Consider the following 20,424-nt stretch of genomic DNA (forward strand, 5'->3'; position numbering starts at 1 on the left):
CGTCAGAAAACCCCAATACAGCCCGTTCGATCTACAAACAGTCCACTGGACTGGGTGATCAAAGATCTCAACTCGGCAGCCTCATAACCTGAAGGGTGAGGAGGAATAGTGATCGATGCGGTGGATCGATCACCCGACGAACGCGCAACGCGCCGCGCCGTAGGTTCAAATCCTACTCCCGAAACCACTTTTACCGAACAATGTGTCATACAAGCCGCCTCAGGGCGGCTTTGTTCATTCGGGAACAAAAAGTGCAGATGGTGAGGTTTGCTGGACGGCGAACAGAGGATGGGTGGCGTGAGCCGCAGCAATTGCAGTTATGCGTTATGACGAAAGTATTGGCACTACGACGTTCTAAACTTCGATTTCGTCAAGACATGCCCTGCAAACCGAACAGATCGTCATCCATATTTGTAAAGAACAACATATGGAGGCGCAGTTTTGAACTGGAATGTTTGCGTTGTGGGCGCGGGGAAGATCGGTCAGATGATCGCGACCCTGCTGAAATCATCGACCCATTATTCGGTCACGGTTGCGGATCACGATCTGGCTGCTTTGGCGGCCTTCAATAAGCGCGGCATTCCTACCCGGCAGATCGATGCAACGGACCCTAAAGGGCTTGAGCAAGGGCTTGCAGGGTTTGATGCGGTGATCTCGGCGGCTCCATTTTTCCTGACGCCGGCGATCGCGGGGGCGGCCAAGGCCGTTGGGGCGCACTACTTCGATCTGACCGAGGATGTGGCGGCCACTAATGCCGTGCGTGATCTGGCGCAGGAAAGTGCGACGGCGTTCATGCCGCAATGTGGTCTGGCGCCCGGGTTTGTCGGCATTGCCGGTGCGGCTTTGGCGGCTGAATTCGACGAGATCGACAGCTTGCATATGCGAGTGGGGGCGTTGCCGCTTTATCCGACCAATGCGTTGAAATACAATCTGACATGGTCGACCGACGGGCTGATCAATGAATATTGCAACCCCTGCGATGCCATCGTGAACGGTGAGCGAACCAAGACTGCGCCATTGGAAGATTACGAGCTCATCGGCCATGACGGCGTGGAGTATGAATGCTTCAACACCTCGGGCGGGTTGGGCACGTTGCCGGAAACGCTGGACGGGAAAGCGCGGGCGGTGTCCTATCGCTCGATCCGCTATCCGGGGCATCGCGATATCCTGCGCCTGCTGCTGAACGATCTGGGGCTGGGACGCCGTCGCGATCTGCTGAAAGAGATTTTTGAGACCGCTTTGCCGCGCACCGATCAGGACGTCGTTCTGGTCTATTGCACCGCCAAAGGCATGGTTGATGGCACGCTGCGCGAGAAATCCCTGATTAACAAATCCTTCGCCCGTACCATCGACGGTCAGGTCTGGAGCGCGATTCAGATCACCACTGCGGCAGGTGTGCTGGGTGTTGTAGATCTGATGCGGACCGGGGCGCTGCCCTCGAAAGGGTTTGTCCGGCAAGAACAGGTGAAGCTTGCGGATTTCCTGAACACCGAATTTGGCCGGCTTTATCGCGCCGGCGACGTAACCGAACAGAACAAGGCGGCCTGAGATATGAAAGACATCGTGATGACTGCAGAAGCAACTCTGGCGAAACTGGACCTGACGGCGGCTGACCTGACCGGGGGCACGCTGCGCGTGACGTCTCCGATCGATGGTGGCCTGCTGGCCGAGGTGCATGAGACACCCGTGGCTGAGATGGATGCGGTGTTTGCCCGCGCGCAGGCGGCGTTCAAAGCGTGGCGCGTTGTGCCTGCGCCCCAGCGGGGTGAGTTGATCCGTCTGTTGGGCGAAGAACTGCGTTCCGCCAAGGATGAGCTGGGGGCGCTGGTCAGCTGGGAGGCGGGCAAGATCACCTCGGAAGGCCTGGGCGAAGTGCAGGAGATGATCGACATCTGCGATTTCGCTGTGGGCCTGTCCCGGCAATTGTATGGTCTGACCATCGCGTCTGAGCGCCCCGGCCACCGGATGATGGAGACATGGCACCCGGCGGGGCCGGTGGGCGTGATTTCGGCCTTCAACTTCCCCGTGGCCGTGTGGTCGTGGAACGCGGCGCTGGCGCTGGTTTGCGGCGATCCGGTGATCTGGAAGCCGTCGGAGAAGACGCCCCTGACCGCGATGGCTTGCCAGAAGATTTTCGAACGCGCACTGGCCCGGTTCGGCGATGCGCCCGAGGGGCTGCTGCAGACTCTGATCGGCGGCGCCGCGCTGGGTGAGGCGTTGGTCGCCAGTGAGGATGTACCGGTGATCTCGGCGACCGGGTCCACCCGCATGGGCCGCGCGGTTGCGCCGATCGTGGCGCAGCGGTTCGGCAAGTGCATTCTGGAGCTGGGCGGCAACAACGCGATGATCGTTGGCCCCTCGGCCGATCTGGAAATGGCGGTGCGGGCGATTGTGTTCTCGGCCGTTGGCACGGCGGGTCAGCGGTGTACCACGCTGCGCCGTCTGATCGTGCATAACTCGATCCGCGAGGAACTGGTTGCCCGTCTGAAGAAAGCCTATGCAGGTCTGCCCATCGGCAACCCGCTGACCGAAGGCACGCTGGTCGGGCCTCTGGTGGATGAAGCCTCGGGTAATGCCATGACCGCAGCGCTTGAGGCGGCGAAGGCCGAGGGCGGCACTGTGTTCGGCGGCAATCGTGTGACCGAGGGCGTGCCGGGCGGTGTCTATATGGAACCCGCCATTGCCGAGATGCCGGGCCAGACCGCGACCGTGAAGACCGAGACCTTTGCTCCGATCCTCTATGTCATGGGCTATGATGATTTCGCCGAGGCGATCGACATTCAGAACGATGTGCCTCAGGGCCTGTCCTCTTGCGTGTTCACGCTGAACATGCGCGAGGCGGAACAGTTCCTGACCGCAGCCGGGTCGGATTGCGGTATCGCCAACGTCAATATTGGCCCCTCGGGGGCCGAGATTGGTGGCGCGTTTGGCGGTGAAAAGGAAACCGGTGGCGGGCGGGAAAGCGGTTCGGACGCTTGGAAGGCCTATATGCGGCGTCAGACCAATACGGTGAACTACTCCGCCGAGCTGCCGCTGGCGCAGGGTGTGAAGTTCGATATCTAAGGCATCTCTCCGGCAGCGCCACGTGCGCTGCCGGGTTCAATCGGCAAACAGGTAATCCAGTTGCATCACTGCGCGCGCCTGTTCAGCGCTGAGGTCCAGAAATTCGGCGATGGCTGCTTCGTTATCCGCGCGATCCGCGGCTTCGCGCAGGTGAAACAACCCATCATGCCGGGTGCCCCGGATCAGCTCCGAATCGTATGCCAAAGCGTTGCGCAGGGTCGGCAGCAGGCGCGTGACTGACGCGTCAGGACTGTTTTGCCCCGCCAGCCCCACGCGATGGGCGTGGCCTTTCAGGTAATCGTCGGAATAGTCGCATTCGATCTCAAGAATACGCGTCTGGGCCTGATCGGTGCAGAAATCCTCAATCACCTCCAGATTGGACGGATCGAGGCATAGCACCAGCCGGTCCGCGCCAAAGTAATCGAACAGCATCCGCACCACCGCGCGCCGGTGGCGCGAGCGTTTTTTCAGCGTGGTCTCGATACCGCCCAGATCGGGCAGGGGCGTGTCTTGTTCGTCGAAGATATATTCGATGCAGGGGATGTCGGTCTCGGACGCGATCTGATCCACCAGCCGTTTGGCCACGTGCCATTTCTTGCAGACGATCAGCAGCACCTGACGGTTCGGGCCCAGCGTATTCCCGGCCTCCCAGAACCGCTGCCCGAAACGCCGCCCGACCCGCCCGCGCCCGGTCAGGAAGTGATAGAGGTTGCGCCCCTCGCCCGAGATGTCGAAGCTGACCCCTTCGCTGGCATAAAGTTGCCCCAGCCGTTGCTTTAGCTCATGCGCGCCGGGGCTGATTTTCCGAGCGAACAGGTAATCCTGCCCCAGCAGCATGTCATAGTGATCATTGTAGAAGGTGACCGGCATCCCGTAATCCGAGAACATCAGAAATGTCAGCGTGCGGTTGTCGATTTCCTGTCTCGGGATCAGGTGACGAACGAGAGTTTGAAAGAACGTCTCATCCGGTATCCACGTGGTCGAAAAGAACCGGATCACATCGCGGCGCTGGCGCAGCAGGTCCAGGATCATCTCGACCGTGCGGCGGCGCAGGCACCACCACTGACTGCCGATCATGATCTGCAGGTCTGCAGGAATCTCGCGCGTCAGGCCAAAGCGCTTTTGGGCCTCGTAAGAGGCGTAGAACAGCCGCGATTGCGTGCGTTCGTTGAAATAGTGTCGATAGATCAGCCGGTCTTTTTTCATACCGGTCTTGATCCAGTTGCTTTCAAAGAAGTCATGGCTTTCGATGAAATCCACGTCGTGCTCATCCAGAAAGCGATGCGCATATTCCGCTGTCTTGATCGCCATACAATCGCCTGACAGCATGTAGAAATGGGTGGCGCGAGGAAAGGCCTGAACCGCGGCCTGCAGAGCGTTCAGCGTGGCCTGAACCAAAGACCACTCACCCCAGCCGCATTTGACGCGCTTTTGGGCAAAGGTGACGTTTGGGTTGTCCTTCAAAGCCTCGCGGATGCGCGTATAGGCCGCCGCACTGGCGCGGGCGTCGAAATGGATCGCCATGCAATCGCCCGCCGCCGTCAGTTGCCCGGCCTGTTCGATGATCGCGTCAGGATCTTTGTGACACAGCAGGATATAGGCAATCTTTGCCATCGGTGTTCCGCAATTTCCGTTTCTGCCCGTTTGCAACCGTGATACTGAGGATGAGCGATTGAATAAACAGAATATTTTTGGTTCTTTGGGCCAATAAGCCGGGGTATCACTCGGATACCCGGCTAAGGAGGCGCAGCAGATGGGTTTTCCCGGAACATGGATGACCGAAAGCCAGAGCATGGTGTACCGCGTGGTGCCGAAATGCGCCTGCTCGACCATTGGCCAGATCATGTATTACTCGGATCATGGCCAGTTCTTTGATGGCGATATTCATGACGCCACGGACGGGATGCACAAATGGGCCTTTGGGGCCAGCCAGGACCCGATTAGCCGCAACGTCCGGTCGCATGGCTCGTACACCTTCACTTGCGTGCGCAACCCATATACGCGGATTCTAAGCTCTTTTTTCGACAAGATCTGCGGTATCCAGCGCAACGGCAAACGCTATCGCGGCAACCTCGTGCCGACACTGGTTTACAATTATGGGATCGAAGTTGGCGGAGACGACGGCAAGGGCGAGTTCGACCAGATCGCCAGTTTCCGCCGGTTCTTGCTGTTTGCACGAGACACGATCCGCTGGCGGCGTCCGATGGACCCGGATATTCACTGGTCAGCCATGTCGGGTCATGTCTCGACCCTGATCGCGAATGGGGGGCGCTATGATCACATCTTTTGGACCGAGAAGTTCAATGACGGGATGCAGGGCGTTCTGGACAGTCTTGACACCGCACACCCCGTAACCCTGTCAGAGATTCCGCGCTTCAACGAATCCGAGGGTCATGGACCCAAACGCGCGCATCCGGTCGAGGATTACTTCGACGATCTGTCGATGCATCTGGTCTATGAAATCTACAAGCAGGATTTCGAACTGTTCAAATACGATTTCGAGAACCCGGCGAACAAGATGCCGATTGCCGAGATTGATCTGGACGAGATTCACGCCAAGCTGGGCGACTGAACAGGGGCGAAGGGCTCCCGTCCATCGTCAATGTTTCTTGCGAAACATCTCCTCTGGTTGGGCCCGGCGCCGCGCAAAGCGCGGCGCCGGGCCCAAGTTCGCAAGGGGTATCGGCGTAGCCGATGGCACGTAGCGGACGCGGGAGTGCCCCGCCTGCACAGGCCTTAAACCTGCCGCACAGCGCCTTTCGCCGCGCTGGTTGTGAGCTTGGCATAGGCTTTCAGCGCCGTGGACACTTTGCGCTTGCGCGGTGCTGCAGGATGCCAGCCCTTCTCGTCCTGCGCCTCGCGGCGTGCGGCCAACTCCTCATCGGACACGGCCAGATGAATGGTCCGGTTGGGAATATCGATCTCGATCTTGTCGCCGGTTTGCACCAGCCCGATCTCACCGCCTTCCGCCGCCTCGGGCGAGACATGGCCGATTGACAGCCCTGAGGTCCCACCCGAGAAGCGCCCATCGGTCAGCAGGGCGCAGGCTTTGCCCAGTCCTTTGGATTTCAGATACGAGGTCGGGTACAGCATTTCCTGCATCCCCGGCCCGCCGCGTGGGCCTTCATAGCGGATCACCACCACGTCGCCCTCTTTCACCTTGCCGGTCAGGATGTCGCTGACCGCCTGATCCTGGCTTTCGCAGACATAGGCCGAGCCGGTGAATTGCAGGATATTCGCATCTACGCCCGCCGTTTTCACGATACAGCCGTCGCGTGCGATGTTGCCGAACAGCACCGCCAGACCGCCATCCTGACTGAACGCGTGCTCCTTGGACCGGATCACGCCACCCTTGCGGTCGGTGTCCAGTTCCTTGTACCGGTTCGACTGGCTGAAGGCCTGAGTCGTCCGCACGCCTCCGGGGGCGGCCTTGAACAGGTCCTGCGCTTTTGGGTTGTTGGCGATCTTGACGTCCCAGTTGGCAATCGCTTCGCCCATGGTGCCGGAATGAACCGTATGGCAGCCTTCGTGCAACAAACCGGCGCGGCTGAGTTCGCCAAGGATCGAGAAGATGCCACCGGCGCGGTGGACGTCTTCCATATGCACGTTCTCGGTGTTGGGCGCGACCTTGCACAGGCACGGCACCTGACGGCTGAGGCGATCCATGTCGGTCATTGTGAAATGCACCTCGCCCTCATGCGCGATGGCCAGCAGATGCAGTACGGTGTTGGTCGATCCGCCCATGGCGATGTCGAGGCTCATGGCATTCTCGAAGGCCTCAAACGTGGCGATCTCGCGCGGCAGGAAGCCTTTTTCGTCCAGATCGTAGTGCCGCTTGGTGATCTCGACGATACGGCGACCGGCCTCGAGGAACAGCTCTTTCCGGTCGGAATGCGTAGCCAGAGTCGAGCCGTTGCCCGGCAAGGCCAGACCCAGCGCTTCGGCCAGACAATTCATCGAGTTCGCGGTGAACATACCTGAACACGAGCCACAGGTGGGGCAGGCGTTTTCCTCAATATGCTGGACTTGTTCGTCGGTGAATTTGTCGTCGGCGGCGGCAACCATGGCGTCCACAAGGTCGATCTTCTTGGCGTCCAGATCGGCGATGTCGATCTTGCCCGCCTCCATCGGTCCGCCCGAGACAAAAATCGCGGGGATGTTCAGGCGCATCGCGGCCATCAGCATCCCCGGAGTGATCTTGTCACAGTTCGAGATACAGACCATCGCGTCGGCGCAGTGAGCGTTTACCATGTATTCGACCGAATCCGCGATCACCTCGCGCGAGGGCAGGGAATACAGCATCCCGTCGTGGCCCATGGCGATGCCGTCATCCACGGCGATGGTGTTGAATTCCTTGGCAACACCGCCCGCGGCCTCAACCTCGCGGGCGACCATCTGGCCGAGGTCCTTCAGGTGGACGTGGCCGGGCACGAACTGGGTGAACGAGTTGACGATGGCGATGATCGGCTTGCCGAAATCGTCATCCCCCATACCGGTGGCGCGCCACAAACCGCGTGCGCCCGCCATGTTGCGGCCATGGGTTGAGGTTCTGGATCGGTAAAGTGGCATGATGCTGTTTCCCTATTGCCCAAGCTGCGATATTGGGTGTGTACGTTATAGCGCACGTAGCATATGTACGTTATAACGCACAAGGCAAATCGCAAGGCCCGGGTATGGAATCGGACGAACTGACGCTGAAATTGAGGGATGTACGCGCGGCCTCGGGGCTGAGCCTGTCGAAAGTGGCCGAGATGACCGGGGTCAGCAAGGCCATGCTGGGCCAGATCGAGCGCGGCGAATCCAGCCCGACCATCGCAACGCTGTGGAAAATCGCCAAGGGCTTTCAACTGCCGCTTAGCGCGCTGATCGGCACCGCTGGGATGCGGGCTCCGGCGGATGCGGGTGTGTTCCAGACTGTGACCTTTCCCGGCAGCCTTCAGGTCAAGATCGTGTTTCCATTCGACCCCGCACTGAGGGCCGAAACCTTTCACGTCGACCTCTCGCCGAACCAGAGCCATACCTCGCCCGCCCATGCCGCCGGCGTCACCGAGGAAGTGTTCGTGCTGGCCGGCACGCTCGAGGTGCTGCGGAACGGAGACTGGGTGCCGTTGCAGGCCGGGCAGGGGTTGCGTTTCGCCGCCGATCTGCCGCATGGCTATCGCGCCGGGGCGCAGGGGGCGGCATTCCTGAACATGCACCACTATGCGCAACCCGGGCTGGCTGAGATCGCAGAGGCACCGCATGAACGCATTTCTTGATACGCTGACCTGGGCCGATGCGGTTGGCTCGGCAGGGGCGCTGGTGGTTGTGGCCGCCTATTTCGCCACGCAGATGCGGATGATGAATTCTGATGATCTGGCGTTTCCGGTGGTTAACCTGCTGGGGTCGGTGCTGATCGTCTATTCTCTGATCCACAACTTCAATCTGGCCTCGATGCTGATCGAGGGGTTCTGGATTCTGATCAGCCTGATCGGAATTATTCAGTATTTCCGCCTGCGTCGGGCCTCGGAATAGGTTGAACCTGTATCCCTGCCCGTATAGGGAAAAATCAAGCTCGCTTAGGGGAGGCTTTGATGCAGGACGATCCGAAAACCCTTGTTTCAACCGAATGGCTGGCCGCACATCTCAAGGACCCCGACCTGAGGGTTCTGGATGGGTCCTGGTATCTGCCCGCGCAGAACCGCGATGCCAAGGCCGAATACGACGCAGGCCACATCCCCGGCGCGCGGTTCTTTGATATTGATGAGATTTCCGATCACCGGTCCGACTTGCCGCATATGGCCCCTCCGGTCGAGAAATTCATGTCGCGCTTGCGGGCGATGGGCGTGGGCGACGGACATCAGGTGGTGGTCTATGACGGTGCCGGCCTGATGTCGGCGGCGCGCGTGTGGTGGCTGTTCCGGCTGATGGGGCAAAACAACGTGGCCGTTCTGGACGGCGGCTTTCCCAAATGGCAGGCCGAAGGGCGCGAGATCGAGGATCTGCCCCCCGTCATCCGCGATCGCCACATGACGGTGCGGGTGCAGAACCATCTGGTGCGCGACGTGACGCAGGTGTCCGCCGCCGCGAAACTGGCCGATCACGAAATCATCGACGCCCGCGCCGCCGCCCGCTTTGCCGGGGCTGAGCCCGAGCCGCGTGAAGGGCTGCGGTCGGGCCATATTCCGGGTGCGCGCAATGTGCCCTTTGGCCAGTTGCTAAACGCCGACAGCACCATGAAATCGCCCGCGGACTGCCGCGCCATATTCGAGGCCGCCGGGGTCGATCTGTCGAAACCCGCGATCACCTCATGCGGGTCGGGCGTCACCGCCGCAATCCTCAGCCTCGCGCTCGAGCGTATGGGCAAGAAAGATCACTCGCTTTATGACGGCTCATGGGCGGAATGGGGTGCCTTCCCGACCCTGCCCGTCGCAACCGGAGAGAATTGATGTTCGAATATCTCAAACCGCAGCCTGCCGATAAGATCCTGATGCTGATGCAGATGTACCGCGAGGACCCGCGCGATCAGAAGATCGATCTGGGTGTCGGTGTCTACAAGAACGCCGAAGGCGTGACGCCCGTGATGCGTGCGGTCAAGGCCGCCGAGCGGCGTCTGGTCGACGAGCAGGTGACCAAAGCCTATACCGGGCTGGCTGGGGATCCCGCCTTTGCCGACGCGATGATCGGGCTGATCCTGGGGTCGTCGGTGGCGCGCGGCAATATCGCCGCCGTGGCAACGCCCGGCGGCACCGGAGCCTGCCGTCAGGCGTTTGAGATGATCCGCATGGCCAACCCCTCGGCCCGCGTCTTCGTGTCGAACCCCACATGGCCGAACCACCTGTCGATCCTCAGCTATCTGGGGATGGAAGCCGTGCCCTATCGCTATTTCGACAGTGAGACGCGCGGTGTCGATTTTGACGGCATGATCGCGGACCTCAAAACTGCCGTGGCGGGCGATGTCGTGCTGCTGCATGGCTGTTGCCATAACCCGACCGGTGCCAACCTGAATATGGTTCAGTGGCAAGAGGTTGTGAACGTGATTAACGAGCGGGGCCTGGTGGCGATGATCGACATCGCCTATCAGGGCTTTGGCGATGGTCTGGAAGAGGATGCGCAGGCGGTGCGTCTGGTGGCGTCGTCGGTCAAGGAGTGCCTGATTGCGGCGTCCTGTTCAAAGAACTTCGGTGTCTACCGCGAGCGCACCGGCCTGCTGATGGCGGTCAGCGCCGATGCCGGTCAGACGGCACTGAACCAAGGAACGCTGGCCTTTCTGAACCGCCAGAACTATTCCTTCCCGCCCGATCACGGTGCGCGGGTGGTGACGACGATCCTGAACGACGACGCCCTGCGCGCCGATTGGGCCGCCGAACTGGAAGAGGTTCGCCTGTCGATGCTGGGCCTGCGTCAACAGCTAGCCGATGAACTGCAACGCGTCAGCGGTTCCGACCGGTTCGGCTTTGTCGCGCAGCACCGCGGCATGTTTTCGCGCCTTGGGGCCGCGCCCGAACTGGTCGAGAAGCTGCGCGTCGATCACGGCATCTATATGGTCGGCGACAGCCGCCTGAACATCGCCGGCCTGAACGCCAATACGGTGCCGATTCTGGCGCAAGCGATTGTCGACGTGGGCGTCTGACAACAAGTCGATCCCAAAAAAGAAAACCCGGGCGCAGCCGCCCGGGTTTTTTTGCTTTTATGTCTGGGGCCTTAGCCCTTGGAGAACTCAGGATATGCTTCCATACCCAGCTCGCCCATATCCAGACCGTTGATCTCTTCTTCCTCGCCAACCCGCAGGCCGACGGTGGCCTTGAGGATCGAGAACAGGATGAAGCTGACCACGAAGACGAAGATCCCGATGGCTGCGAAGCCGATGATCTGGGTTACGAAGCTCGCGTCGCCGTTGGTCCATGCCACGATGAATGTACCCCAGAAGCCTGCGATCAGGTGAACCGGGATCGCGCCGACCACGTCGTCGATCTTCATCTTGTCCAGCAGCGGTACGGTGTAGACCACGATCACGCCGCCGATGCCACCGATGATCAGCGCCTGAAACAGCGACGGGGCCAGCGGTTCGGCGGTGATCGAGACCAGACCGGCGAGCGCGCCGTTCAGCACCATGGTCAGGTCGACCTTACCGTACATGACCTGCGTCAGGATCAGTGCGGCAACGGCACCTGCAGCGGCGGCCATGTTGGTGTTGGCGAAGATGCGGCTGATATCAGCCATGTCACCGATGGTGCCCATCGCCAGCTGCGAGCCGCCGTTGAAGCCGAACCAACCCAGCCACAGGATGAACGTACCCAGCGTGGCCAGTGCAAGGTTCGAACCGGGGATCGGAACGACTTTGCCTTCTTTGTTGTACTTGCCGATCCGCGGGCCCAGCACGATGGCACCGGCCAGCGCTGCGAAACCACCTGCGGCATGGACCAAAGTCGAGCCTGCGAAATCGCTAAAGCCCATCTCGGACAGCCAGCCGCCGCCCCACTGCCACGAGGCCTCGATCGGGTAGATGATGCCGGTCAGGACGATCACGAAGAAGAAGAAGGGCCACAGCTTGACGCGCTCGGCCATGGTGCCCGAGACGATCGACGCGGTGGTGGCGCAGAACATCAGCTGGAAGAAGAAGTCCGAGCCGACCGAAGCATAATCCAGCGCGGTTTCGGTATCCGCCAAGCCAACCGGTTCCAGCGAGGTGGGCGAGAAGGCGCCCAGAATGCCGGTGATGGTCCAGCCATCGCCGGGGTACATCAGGTTGAAGCCCACCAGCCAGTACATGATGGCGGCGAACGAAAACAGGCCCATGTTCTTGACCAGCTGCATGGCCACGTTTTTCGACCGGACCAGACCGGCCTCGAGCATGGCGAAACCGGCTGCCATCCAGAACACCAGAAAGCCGCCGACCAGAAACAGCAGCGAGGTCAGGATGTATTGCGTGTGCTGCGCGGTCTCGCCGCCAGCGGCCTCTTGCGCAAGGCCCATCTGCGGCAGCGCGACAATCGCGGCGGCAGGGATGAGAGATTTCATCAGGTTCATTTCAAGTCCTCGAATATGAGTGTGGGTGGGCGCGCGTCACAGCGCCTCTTCGTTGGTTTCCCCGGTCCGCACGCGCAGCGCCTGCTCGACATCGAGGACGAAAATCTTGCCGTCACCGATCTTGCCGGTCTTGGCGGTCGAGGTGATGGTCTCGACGATCTGGTCGGCCATGGTGGCGGGCACCACGATCTCCAGCTTGATTTTGGGGACAAAATTCACCGCGTATTCCGCGCCGCGATAAATCTCGGTATGGCCGGATTGCGAGCCGAAGCCCTTGATTTCCGTCACCATCATGCCGCGCACGCCCGCCTCGGTCAGGGCTTCGCGGACTTCCTCAAGCTTGAAGGGCTTGATTGTCGCAATGATCAGTTTCACGTCGTTTCCCTCTACTATTCCGGTTGAGCCGGTATTTCGCACTTGCAGAAAAAGACCCATTTCAGGGGCCAGAAGGAACGATTCCGCAGGGCGGGGCAGGAGGAAATTAGGGAAAGTTGCACATTTTTTGCACAATTTGATGGATGTGATCAATAATTAGGCTGATATGAGAGGGGAAATACCGGAATTTCACACCTCTACATGGCCGCGCCCGCAGGGTATGGTGCGCCAAAAGCAAACCGGGCAGAGTTTGAGCATGACTGAGTCCAAGCGCCGCAAGACACCTCTTGTTGCGGATAAAAGATACCCCTCGAAAGGGCGCAAGCCCGCAGCGTCCAAGCGCAGCACGAAACCGGCGGGCAAGAAATCGACCGCGCGCAAGACGGCCACGCGTAAGACCGCGCGCCGTAAGACGCGCCGCCGGTCGGGCGGTGGCGGAGGTGGCATTTTCCGCCGCCTGTTCCGCTGGATCGGGCGGCTGGTCTGGGGCGTGACCTGGCGCGTGGGCGCGGTCTGCGCCCTGTTGCTGGCGCTGGCGGTGGGGGTTGTCTATACCACGCTGCCCGATGTCGACGCGCTGCTGGACGGGCGCGCGCGCGGGTCGGTGACGCTGCTGGACCGCGATGGCAAGGTCTTTGCCTGGCGCGGTGATCAGTTCGGCGGGGTGATCACGGCGGACACCGTCTCGCCCCATCTCAAGAACGCGGTGGTCGCCACCGAGGATAAGCGATTCTATCGCCATTTCGGCGTCAGCCCGCGGGGCGTGGCCAGCGCCGTGCGCATCAACCTGAGCGAAGGGCGCGGGCCCTTGTCGGGGCATGGCGGCTCGACCATCACCCAGCAGACGGCCAAGCTGCTGTGTCTGGGCGTGCCCTATGACCCTGCGGATTGGGAATCCGAGGCCGCATACGAGGCCGATTGCCGTCAGGGATCGCTGTGGCGCAAGGCGAAAGAGGCCGTCTATGCGATGGCGATGGAGGTCAAGTATTCCAAGGATGAGGTTCTGACCATCTATCTGAACCGCGCCTTTCTGGGTGCAGGCGCGCGCGGGTTCGAGGCGGCCAGTCAGCGGTATTTCGGCATTTCCGCCGCCGAGGTCAGCCCCGCCGAGGCCGCCATGCTGGCGGGCCTGCTGGTCGCGCCCACACGCTATGCGCCCACCAACAACCTGCAACGCTCGCAGGATCGGGCGCGGCTGGTGGTTGGGCTGATGCAGGATCAGGGCTATCTGACCGCAGCCCAGGCCAGCGAGGCGCGCAGCCGCCCGGCGGTCCTGTCCGAGGCTGCGGCGGCCCGTGCGGGTGGTTACTTTGCCGATTGGGTGATGGCCAGCGGGCCCGAGTTCTTCACACGCAACACAACCGAAGACGTGGTGATCCGCACCACGCTGGACCAGCGGCTGCAGAAGTCGGCGGAAGAGGCGCTGCAATTCATCTTTCAGGAAAAGGTGCGCGAAGGGTCGAAGGCGCAGGCGGCCATCGTCGTGATGTCGGCGGATGGCGCGGTCCGGGCCATGGTCGGCGGGCGCAAGACACGGGTATCGGGTGCGTTCAACCGAGCCACGCAGGCGCTGCGGCAGACCGGGTCGTCGTTCAAACCGTTCGTCTATGCCACGGCGCTGGAGTTGGGCTATTCGCCGCTGGATACGGTGATGGACGAACCCTATTGCGTCGACATTCCCGGTTCGGGTCAGTGGTGTCCGAAGAACTACACCAAGAAATACTATGGTCGCGTGACGCTGGCGGATGCGCTGAAGAACTCGTTGAACATTCCCGCCGTGAAGGTGGCCGAGATCTCGGGGCTCGAGAATGTCCGCACGGTGGCCAGCGAATTTGGCATCGCCAGCGACCTGGCCGAGGGGCCCGCTTTGGCGCTGGGCGCGTCGGAAAGCACGCTGATCGAGATGACGGGGGCCTATGCGGGCATCTTGAATGGCGGCTCGGCGGTGGAACCTTACGGTCTGACAGAACTCAAGCTGCTGGGCGAGACCGAGCCGGTGATGGTAACGACCACCGGCATCGGTGAGCGGGTGATCAACGACAAGGCGGCCAAGCAGCTGACCTGGATGATGGAACGCGTGGTGTCAGAAGGCACCGGGGCGCGGGCGCAACTGCCGGGCTGGCAGGTGGCGGGCAAAACCGGCACCACGCAGGCGGCGCGTGATGCGTGGTTCATCGGGTTTACGGCCGATTACGTCGCAGGTGTCTGGATGGGGTATGACGACAACACGCCCCTGTCGGGTGTGACGGGCGGCGGTTTGCCTGCAGAGATCTGGAAAGAGACCATGTTGCGCGTGACCGAAGGGATGACACCCACGCCGCTGCCGATGATGTCGCCGGAACCGCCGGTGCGCACCGCCCAGCCGCGTCAGCAGCGCCGCAAGGGCAATGGTCTTGAAAATGCGATCAACAACCTGCTGAACAATATCTTCGGCAACTGACAGAGAAAAGGCGGTGCACCGGGCACCGCCTTCTTATTTTAGAGGCTCTCGTCCAGGGCGGCCACGATTGCGTCGCCCATTTCAGAGGTCGACACAGGTTCGACCCCTTCGCCCGCCAGCAGATCGGCGGTGCGGACACCATCGGCCAGAACCTTCTCGATGGCGGCTTCCAGACGCCCGGCTTCTGCACCCTGATCAAAGCTGTACCGCAGCGCCATGGCAAAGCTGAGGATACAGGCAATCGGGTTGGCTTTGCCCTGACCTGCAATATCGGGGGCCGAGCCATGCACCGGCTCGTACATCGCCTGCGGCCGGCCATTGGCGCGCGGAGCACCCAGCGACGCCGAGGGCAGCATCCCCAGCGAGCCGGTCAGCATCGCGGCGCAGTCCGACAGGATATCGCCGAACAGGTTGTCGGTGACGATCACGTCGAACTGTTTGGGCGCGCGCACCAGCTGCATCGCGCCGTTGTCGGCATACATATGGGTCACTTCGACCTCGGGGTAATCCAGCGCCACGCGGTCAACGACCTCGCGCCACAGGATGCCCGATTCCATGACGTTGGCCTTTTCCATCGAACACAGCTTCTTGCTCCGGCGCATCGCCAGTTCAAAGGCCGAGCGCGCGGCGCGTTCGATTTCGGATTCGGTGTAACGCTGGGTGTTGATGCCCACACGCTCGTTGCCTTCCTGGAAGATGCCGCGCGGCTCGCCGAAATAGACGCCCGAGGTCAACTCGCGCACGATGACGATGTCGAGCCCCGAAACCACGTCTGCCTTCAGCGACGAGAAATCGGCCAGCGCGTCAAAGCACTGGGCCGGGCGCAGGTTCGAATACAGGTCCATTTCTTTGCGCAGACGCAGCAGGCCGCGTTCGGGTTTCAGGCTGAAATCCAGATCGTCGTATTTCGGGCCACCCACGGCACCCAGCAGAACGGCGTCGGCCTCATGTGCCTTGGCCATGGTCTCGTCCGACAGCGGTTTGCCATGTGCATCATAGGCGGCACCCCCGACCAGATCCTCGCTCACGTCAAAGTGAAGGCCGCGTTTGTCACCGAACCAGTCGATGATTTTGCGCACTTCGGTCATAACTTCCGGGCCAATTCCGTCTCCGGGCAGGATGAGGAGCGAGGGGTTGGTCATGAAGGGTCTCCTTGCGTTTTGTCGCACAGGCCCTAGCGTTTGCGCAGCATCGGGTCAATGAGACGATCCGACCAAACCACAAGGACAGCACATGCTGGTACCCGGAAATTCCGCCCCCTCATTGAAAATCGAAACGGTGGGCCATGGCACATTCGATCTTGAGCGCGACAAAGGTGAAAACGGGACGCTGGTGATTCAGTATCGTGGCCTGCACTGCCCGATCTGCATTCGCCAGATGGGCGAGGTCGAAGTCGCGCTGGGTGACTTTGCCGAACTGGGGATCGAGGTGATCATGATCACCACCGATACAGCCGAACGCGCGGCCGAAACGGTCGAGAAAGCCGGGGTGTCGAAACTGCGGGTGGGTCACGGGCTGTCGCTGGCCGATGCGCGGGACGTCTGGGGGCTGAATATTTCTGTCGCGCGTGAAGGTAGCGCCGAGCCCGACCTGTTCGCCGAACCGGGGCATTTCTACATCGCTGCGGACCAGACCCTGTATTATGTGTGGCAGCAAACCACGCCCTTTGCGCGGCCTGCCATGTCGGACATTGTCGGCGGGTTGAAGTTCACCTTGGCCAACAATTACCCGGCGCGGGGCACCTATACTGGCGCGCTTTGATCCCCGCTTAACCTGCCGGTGCAAACGCCGGCGCAAATGCTGCGCGCAGCCATTCGACCGTGACTTGCACACGTTTGTAACCAACCGTGTCGGGGTTGAGATAAAGGTACAGCGCGCGGCTGAATTCGGGCCGCCCCTGTCCGACGCGTACCAGATCATCGCGCCTTTCGGCCAGACACATCGGCAACAGCCCCTTGCCCACCCCTGCAGCGACAGCCGCGAGCAATACGCTGGCGTCTGTCGCGGTCAGGCGAATGGTGTCGGTCTCGGCGCTCAGGCGGTCCATGGCGCGGCTGATGATCGGGCGGCTGGCCTCTTCGTCGAAGAACGCGACCCAGTTGGTCGGGTCGGCCTTTAGCCGCGCTGCGCGATAAACCGCATAGGGCACTTGTCCGAGTGTGATCGTATATTCCGCGGATTGCGGCGGGACTTCAAACCAAACCTGAACCGAAGCCTCACCAGTGACCTTCGCCGCGGGCGTGCGCGTCAGCAGACGCAGATCAAGACCGGGATTGTGCAAAAGGAAACGATCCATCCCTGCACCCGCCAATCGCTGCATTGTCCATGCGTTCCCGATGATCCGCATGGTCCCGACCGCCCCGGATTGCGAGCGCGAGATGTCGTCGGTCATCGAGTGGAAACTGGGCTCGATCTCTTCCGCGCGCCGGATCGCGATGGCACCCGCCTCGGTTGCGACAAAGCCGGACTTGGCGCGGATGAACAGGATGGTTCCCAGATCGCGTTCCAACGCCGTCAACCGGCGCCCCATGGTTGTTGCGTCTACATCCAGAACGTGCGCCGCCCCTGTCAGAGATCCCGCGCGGCTGATGGCCAACAGTATCTTGAGGTTGTCCCAGTTCATGGCTCTGGCCCTTCAATCAGAATCCTGCAGATATGCATGATCTTCATGCAGGTTGATGGCTTTTTGTCCAGATATTTCCGCACTAAAGTCGCGCAACCCAGAAACCATCGGCCATTTCCGTTATTTCACAATGGGTTATTGATGCACCTTTTTCGAAGGTGGTGAGGTCTGCCTAAGAGGGGGCCTCGGCTTAAAAGGAAACATGAATGCGAGACTTCTCAAAACTTTTATCGGCGACGTGCTGCCTGGCGTTTGTCGCGGCCTGCAGCCAGACCGAGGCGCCGGCCCCGGTTCAGGCCGAACCGATTTTCAACAAATATGGCGACGTGGTCGGATGCTCGGACGGCTCCAGCCCAAGTGATGCGGACGCAACCAATCCGTGTCGTCAGATCCCGCCCCCACCACCTCCGCCTCCGCCCCCCCCGCCGCCGCCCGATGATTGCATCGAGGTGTCGACCGGCATTCCCTGCCCACCTCCGGGCGAAGGACGGGACGGAGATGACAGCTCCACCAGTGGTGGTGGCCGCGATCCCGATGGAAGTTCGACTTCGGGCGGTGGCCGTGATCCTGGCGGAAGCTCGACGACGGGTGGCAGGCCCGATCCCACCGGCGGATCCTCGACTCCGGGTACGCCCCCTGGATCGACCCCCTGATTTTCCATTGTTTGGGTAACAAGTGCGTCTGTTTGAAAGACAATCCTCGTGATGAAATTGGGCCACCCATCGGTGGCCCTTTTTCTGCGTGGCGCTGGTCTAACGATCCAGCAGATCGACCCAGACCAGCCGATGGCGGCTGGCCGTGTCGGCCACAGCGCGGGCAGACGACGCAGGCCAATAGACGCCCGTGTCCTGCACCTGCCAATCAGTCGATGGCAAAACATAATCCACCCGCATTTCGCCAACCCCTTTCCAGAACACCGTCGCGCCCGAGCCTTCGGGATCGGTCGGTGCCGGGTCCTGCAGCTGGGGATGAGCCAGAAGTGAGCGGATCGCCTCTGTGCGGCCCTCGCCGCGGTTCGGATCGAGATTGGCGTCGCCCGCAATGATGAAGCGGCCAGACGGGGCTGGTCCCAGTTTGCCATCCATAAGCTGGGACCAGAACCGCACTTCGTCCCGGTTGCGGAGCCCGTTGCGGTCTTCGGGTCCGTCGAAAACCGGGGGGCTGGCATGGAAGGTCATGATCTGCACCGGCCCACCCGGCGTCTCGATCGGGATCACCCAATGAGCGGTGGAGGATAGTCGCTGGATCGCCTGCGCCTGCGCTGACGGAAACGGCGCGCCCTCGACCGACGGCAGGGTCGCACCCGGCAGATCGCGCCACAGCATCTCGGAATAGGACTGCACCTTTTCCGCTAGGATGGGATACCGGGACAAGACCGCCAACCCGTCATGGCCGGTGAACCTGCCCCAGCCCTGTGCATCGCCGGGACCGCTGGTCTGACCGTCTCCGTCCAGATCAAGATCGGTCTCAAGCCCTGAATTGGGCTTTGCTGCAAAGCTGTAGGGATAGTCCAGCCCGTTCTCGCCCAGCATCTCTGCCAATGCCGCAAGCGCAAGGCCCTCGAGGTCCCAGTCGATGCCCTGTAGGGCCACGATATCGGGCCGGGTTTCGGTCAGCACTTGGATCACCGCGTGGACTTGCGCATCGCCGCGTCGGATATCGCGCAGCAGCAGGCCCGGACCGTCGCGACCAAGTTCTGTGTTGTAGCTTGCAATGCGCAACGTCTCTGCCTGCGCCGCGAACGGCAGCAACAGCAGAACCAGAGCCCGGATCATGCGATCTGGGCAGCCTCAGTGGTAGAATAGGCGCGCCGTTTTTCTACGATCAGCCCGGCAATCCGCAGCGTCGCCATGCCGCGCATGATCATGCTGGCGGGCAGGAAGGCCCAGGCGCACAGAGTCCAGATCAGGGTCTGCGGGTTGCCCAGTGCAATCGGTGTCACAAACGCGGCCAGCAGTTTGATCAGCGCTGGGATCAGGAACGGCAGCAACGCCCCGATGGCGATGTTCAGCCGGCCGTCGCGCTGCAGCCGGTTCACCACATCTCCGCCCTTGGTGGGGTCGAACAGCGGCAGGTTGGTCCAGACGTTGAAGGCACCATTGCCCGTCGGCCAGCCGCGCAGTTTGACCGCATAGGCAAAGCTGGCAATCGTCACAAGCGCTGCAACATAAGCCACGCTGGCCGAGATACGCACCAGTTCAATCAGAGGCTGGCTCGCATCCGCCGGCAGCATCAACACCACCAGGCGCACTGGCGAATAGGGGAAATCCAGAACGTTGGCGACCATCAGGCCGGTCGAGTAAAATAGGCTGGTCAGGCTTGAGGGGTCGTAAGCGTTCTTGCAGATCAGCGTCAGGAAGGTGACCATCGACACCAACCCGACAAAGCGCAGCCGGTTTACCGGTGGCGCGTCACGGAATTCGATGAAACTGGGAAAGGCCGAGTTGTATTCGGAGAACGTCAGAAGGAAGGCAAGAATCGCCACAAAGACGACGATCTCGGTCCCGTTCGATGTCGATGCGGGGAGGTATAACGCAGGAGTGAGCACCATAAGTGCCACCAATAGTCCACGTATCGCCGCCCCCGATGTGCGTGCAATCACAATCCGAACCCTTTCCAAACCGGAGCAGCCGAATTCTCTGATCGGCTTTCGCTTCCAACTTGTGCTCACCGTTCTTTTCGACGGTTACCTCAACATCGCCAACATTGACGATAAGCGGTATTTCGCTCAAGTCGGAGTGCAGAAAACACTTAATTTCGGGCAAAATGATGGCGCAACTGGTGCGGGATTGCATCATTTTGGACGCAAATCCGACGTGTATCTCAATGTGAGATCTAGATATAGTGGTTTCCCGAAGGCCGACCCCAATAATACGAACGGGGCCGCACTTGCGACCCCGTTAGGTTGAGTATC

18 protein-coding genes are annotated in these 20,424 nt (G+C 61.1%); 10 read left to right on the top strand and 8 right to left on the bottom strand.

Annotated features, from left to right (window positions below; translation table 11 throughout):
* Positions 1–441 precede the first annotated feature (441 nt).
* Positions 442–1,548: a saccharopine dehydrogenase family protein gene (locus ACR0J1_RS10255; RefSeq protein WP_480732742.1), complete on the top strand. Its 1,107-nt coding sequence runs from the start codon at positions 442–444 to the stop codon at positions 1,546–1,548.
* An 18-nt stretch (positions 1,549–1,566) separates the two neighbouring features.
* Positions 1,567–3,063, top strand: a complete 1,497-nt coding sequence (amaB, locus tag ACR0J1_RS10260) for an L-piperidine-6-carboxylate dehydrogenase (protein WP_480732743.1) — start codon at positions 1,567–1,569, stop codon at positions 3,061–3,063.
* A 36-nt stretch (positions 3,064–3,099) separates the two neighbouring features.
* Here the strand turns inward: amaB and ACR0J1_RS10265 are convergent, their stop codons facing one another.
* The gene (locus tag ACR0J1_RS10265) at positions 3,100–4,677 is read right to left on the bottom strand and encodes a DUF5928 domain-containing protein (RefSeq protein ID WP_480732744.1); all 1,578 of its coding nucleotides are present in this window, start codon (positions 4,675–4,677) and stop codon (positions 3,100–3,102) included.
* A 139-nt stretch (positions 4,678–4,816) separates the two neighbouring features.
* Between ACR0J1_RS10265 and ACR0J1_RS10270 the strand changes: the two genes are divergently transcribed.
* The gene (locus ACR0J1_RS10270; protein WP_480732745.1) at positions 4,817–5,635 is read left to right on the top strand and encodes a sulfotransferase family protein; all 819 of its coding nucleotides are present in this window, start codon (positions 4,817–4,819) and stop codon (positions 5,633–5,635) included.
* Positions 5,636–5,799: 164 nt separating this feature from the next.
* Here the strand turns inward: ACR0J1_RS10270 and ilvD are convergent, their stop codons facing one another.
* Positions 5,800–7,632 (bottom strand): dihydroxy-acid dehydratase, encoded by a 1,833-nt coding sequence (ilvD, locus tag ACR0J1_RS10275; protein WP_480732746.1) that lies wholly within the window; start codon positions 7,630–7,632, stop codon positions 5,800–5,802.
* Positions 7,633–7,736: 104 nt separating this feature from the next.
* Here ilvD and ACR0J1_RS10280 point away from each other — a divergent pair, with 104 nt between their 5' ends.
* From ACR0J1_RS10280 to ACR0J1_RS10295, 4 genes are read left to right on the top strand one after another with little or no spacing between them, the layout of a single operon-like run.
* Complete coding sequence (locus tag ACR0J1_RS10280) at positions 7,737–8,321, top strand: helix-turn-helix domain-containing protein (protein ID WP_480732747.1); 585 nt, start codon at positions 7,737–7,739, stop codon at positions 8,319–8,321.
* Positions 8,305–8,577 (top strand): CBU_0592 family membrane protein, encoded by a 273-nt coding sequence (locus ACR0J1_RS10285; protein WP_480732748.1) that lies wholly within the window; start codon positions 8,305–8,307, stop codon positions 8,575–8,577. The genes ACR0J1_RS10280 and ACR0J1_RS10285 overlap by 17 nt, the downstream gene beginning before the upstream one ends.
* 59 nt (positions 8,578–8,636) lie before the next feature.
* Positions 8,637–9,491, top strand: coding sequence for a 3-mercaptopyruvate sulfurtransferase (gene sseA / locus ACR0J1_RS10290; protein WP_480732749.1), 855 nt, complete (start codon positions 8,637–8,639; stop codon positions 9,489–9,491).
* Positions 9,491–10,675: an amino acid aminotransferase gene (locus ACR0J1_RS10295; protein ID WP_480732750.1), complete on the top strand. Its 1,185-nt coding sequence runs from the start codon at positions 9,491–9,493 to the stop codon at positions 10,673–10,675. The genes sseA and ACR0J1_RS10295 overlap by 1 nt, the downstream gene beginning before the upstream one ends.
* 71 nt (positions 10,676–10,746) lie before the next feature.
* Here ACR0J1_RS10295 and ACR0J1_RS10300 read toward each other — a convergent pair whose 3' ends face one another.
* On the bottom strand, positions 10,747–12,072 hold the full coding sequence (locus tag ACR0J1_RS10300) for an ammonium transporter (RefSeq protein WP_480732751.1): 1,326 nt from the start codon (positions 12,070–12,072) through the stop codon (positions 10,747–10,749).
* Between the two features lie 36 nt (positions 12,073–12,108).
* Complete coding sequence (locus ACR0J1_RS10305; RefSeq protein WP_480531499.1) at positions 12,109–12,447, bottom strand: P-II family nitrogen regulator; 339 nt, start codon at positions 12,445–12,447, stop codon at positions 12,109–12,111.
* Positions 12,448–12,703: 256 nt separating this feature from the next.
* Here ACR0J1_RS10305 and ACR0J1_RS10310 point away from each other — a divergent pair, with 256 nt between their 5' ends.
* Positions 12,704–14,887 (top strand): transglycosylase domain-containing protein, encoded by a 2,184-nt coding sequence (locus ACR0J1_RS10310; protein WP_480732752.1) that lies wholly within the window; start codon positions 12,704–12,706, stop codon positions 14,885–14,887.
* Positions 14,888–14,925: 38 nt separating this feature from the next.
* Here ACR0J1_RS10310 and leuB read toward each other — a convergent pair whose 3' ends face one another.
* Positions 14,926–16,029, bottom strand: coding sequence for a 3-isopropylmalate dehydrogenase (gene leuB, locus ACR0J1_RS10315; protein WP_480732753.1), 1,104 nt, complete (start codon positions 16,027–16,029; stop codon positions 14,926–14,928).
* Positions 16,030–16,120: 91 nt separating this feature from the next.
* Between leuB and ACR0J1_RS10320 the strand changes: the two genes are divergently transcribed.
* Positions 16,121–16,648, top strand: a complete 528-nt coding sequence (locus ACR0J1_RS10320; RefSeq protein ID WP_480732754.1) for a redoxin domain-containing protein — start codon at positions 16,121–16,123, stop codon at positions 16,646–16,648.
* A 7-nt stretch (positions 16,649–16,655) separates the two neighbouring features.
* On the opposite strand, the gene ACR0J1_RS10325 is transcribed toward ACR0J1_RS10320, so the two are convergent.
* The 3 genes from ACR0J1_RS10325 to ACR0J1_RS10335 all read right to left on the bottom strand — a co-directional run bounded on the left by ACR0J1_RS10325 (position 16,656) and on the right by ACR0J1_RS10335 (position 20,061).
* Positions 16,656–17,510 carry a LysR family transcriptional regulator gene (locus ACR0J1_RS10325; protein WP_480732755.1) on the bottom strand — a complete coding sequence of 285 codons (855 nt, stop codon included), beginning with the start codon at positions 17,508–17,510 and terminating at the stop codon, positions 16,656–16,658.
* A gap of 752 nt (positions 17,511–18,262) precedes the next feature.
* The gene (locus tag ACR0J1_RS10330; protein ID WP_480732756.1) at positions 18,263–19,285 is read right to left on the bottom strand and encodes an endonuclease/exonuclease/phosphatase family protein; all 1,023 of its coding nucleotides are present in this window, start codon (positions 19,283–19,285) and stop codon (positions 18,263–18,265) included.
* Entirely contained in the window at positions 19,282–20,061 is a 780-nt protein-coding gene (locus tag ACR0J1_RS10335; protein ID WP_480732757.1) for a hypothetical protein, read from the bottom strand. The genes ACR0J1_RS10330 and ACR0J1_RS10335 overlap by 4 nt, the downstream gene beginning before the upstream one ends.
* Between ACR0J1_RS10335 and ACR0J1_RS10340 the strand changes: the two genes are divergently transcribed.
* On the top strand, positions 20,051–20,419 hold the full coding sequence (locus ACR0J1_RS10340) for a hypothetical protein (protein WP_480732758.1): 369 nt from the start codon (positions 20,051–20,053) through the stop codon (positions 20,417–20,419). The genes ACR0J1_RS10335 and ACR0J1_RS10340 overlap by 11 nt on opposite strands.
* Positions 20,420–20,424 lie beyond the last annotated feature (5 nt).

The organism is Ruegeria sp. CJ3, assembly GCF_056536725.1.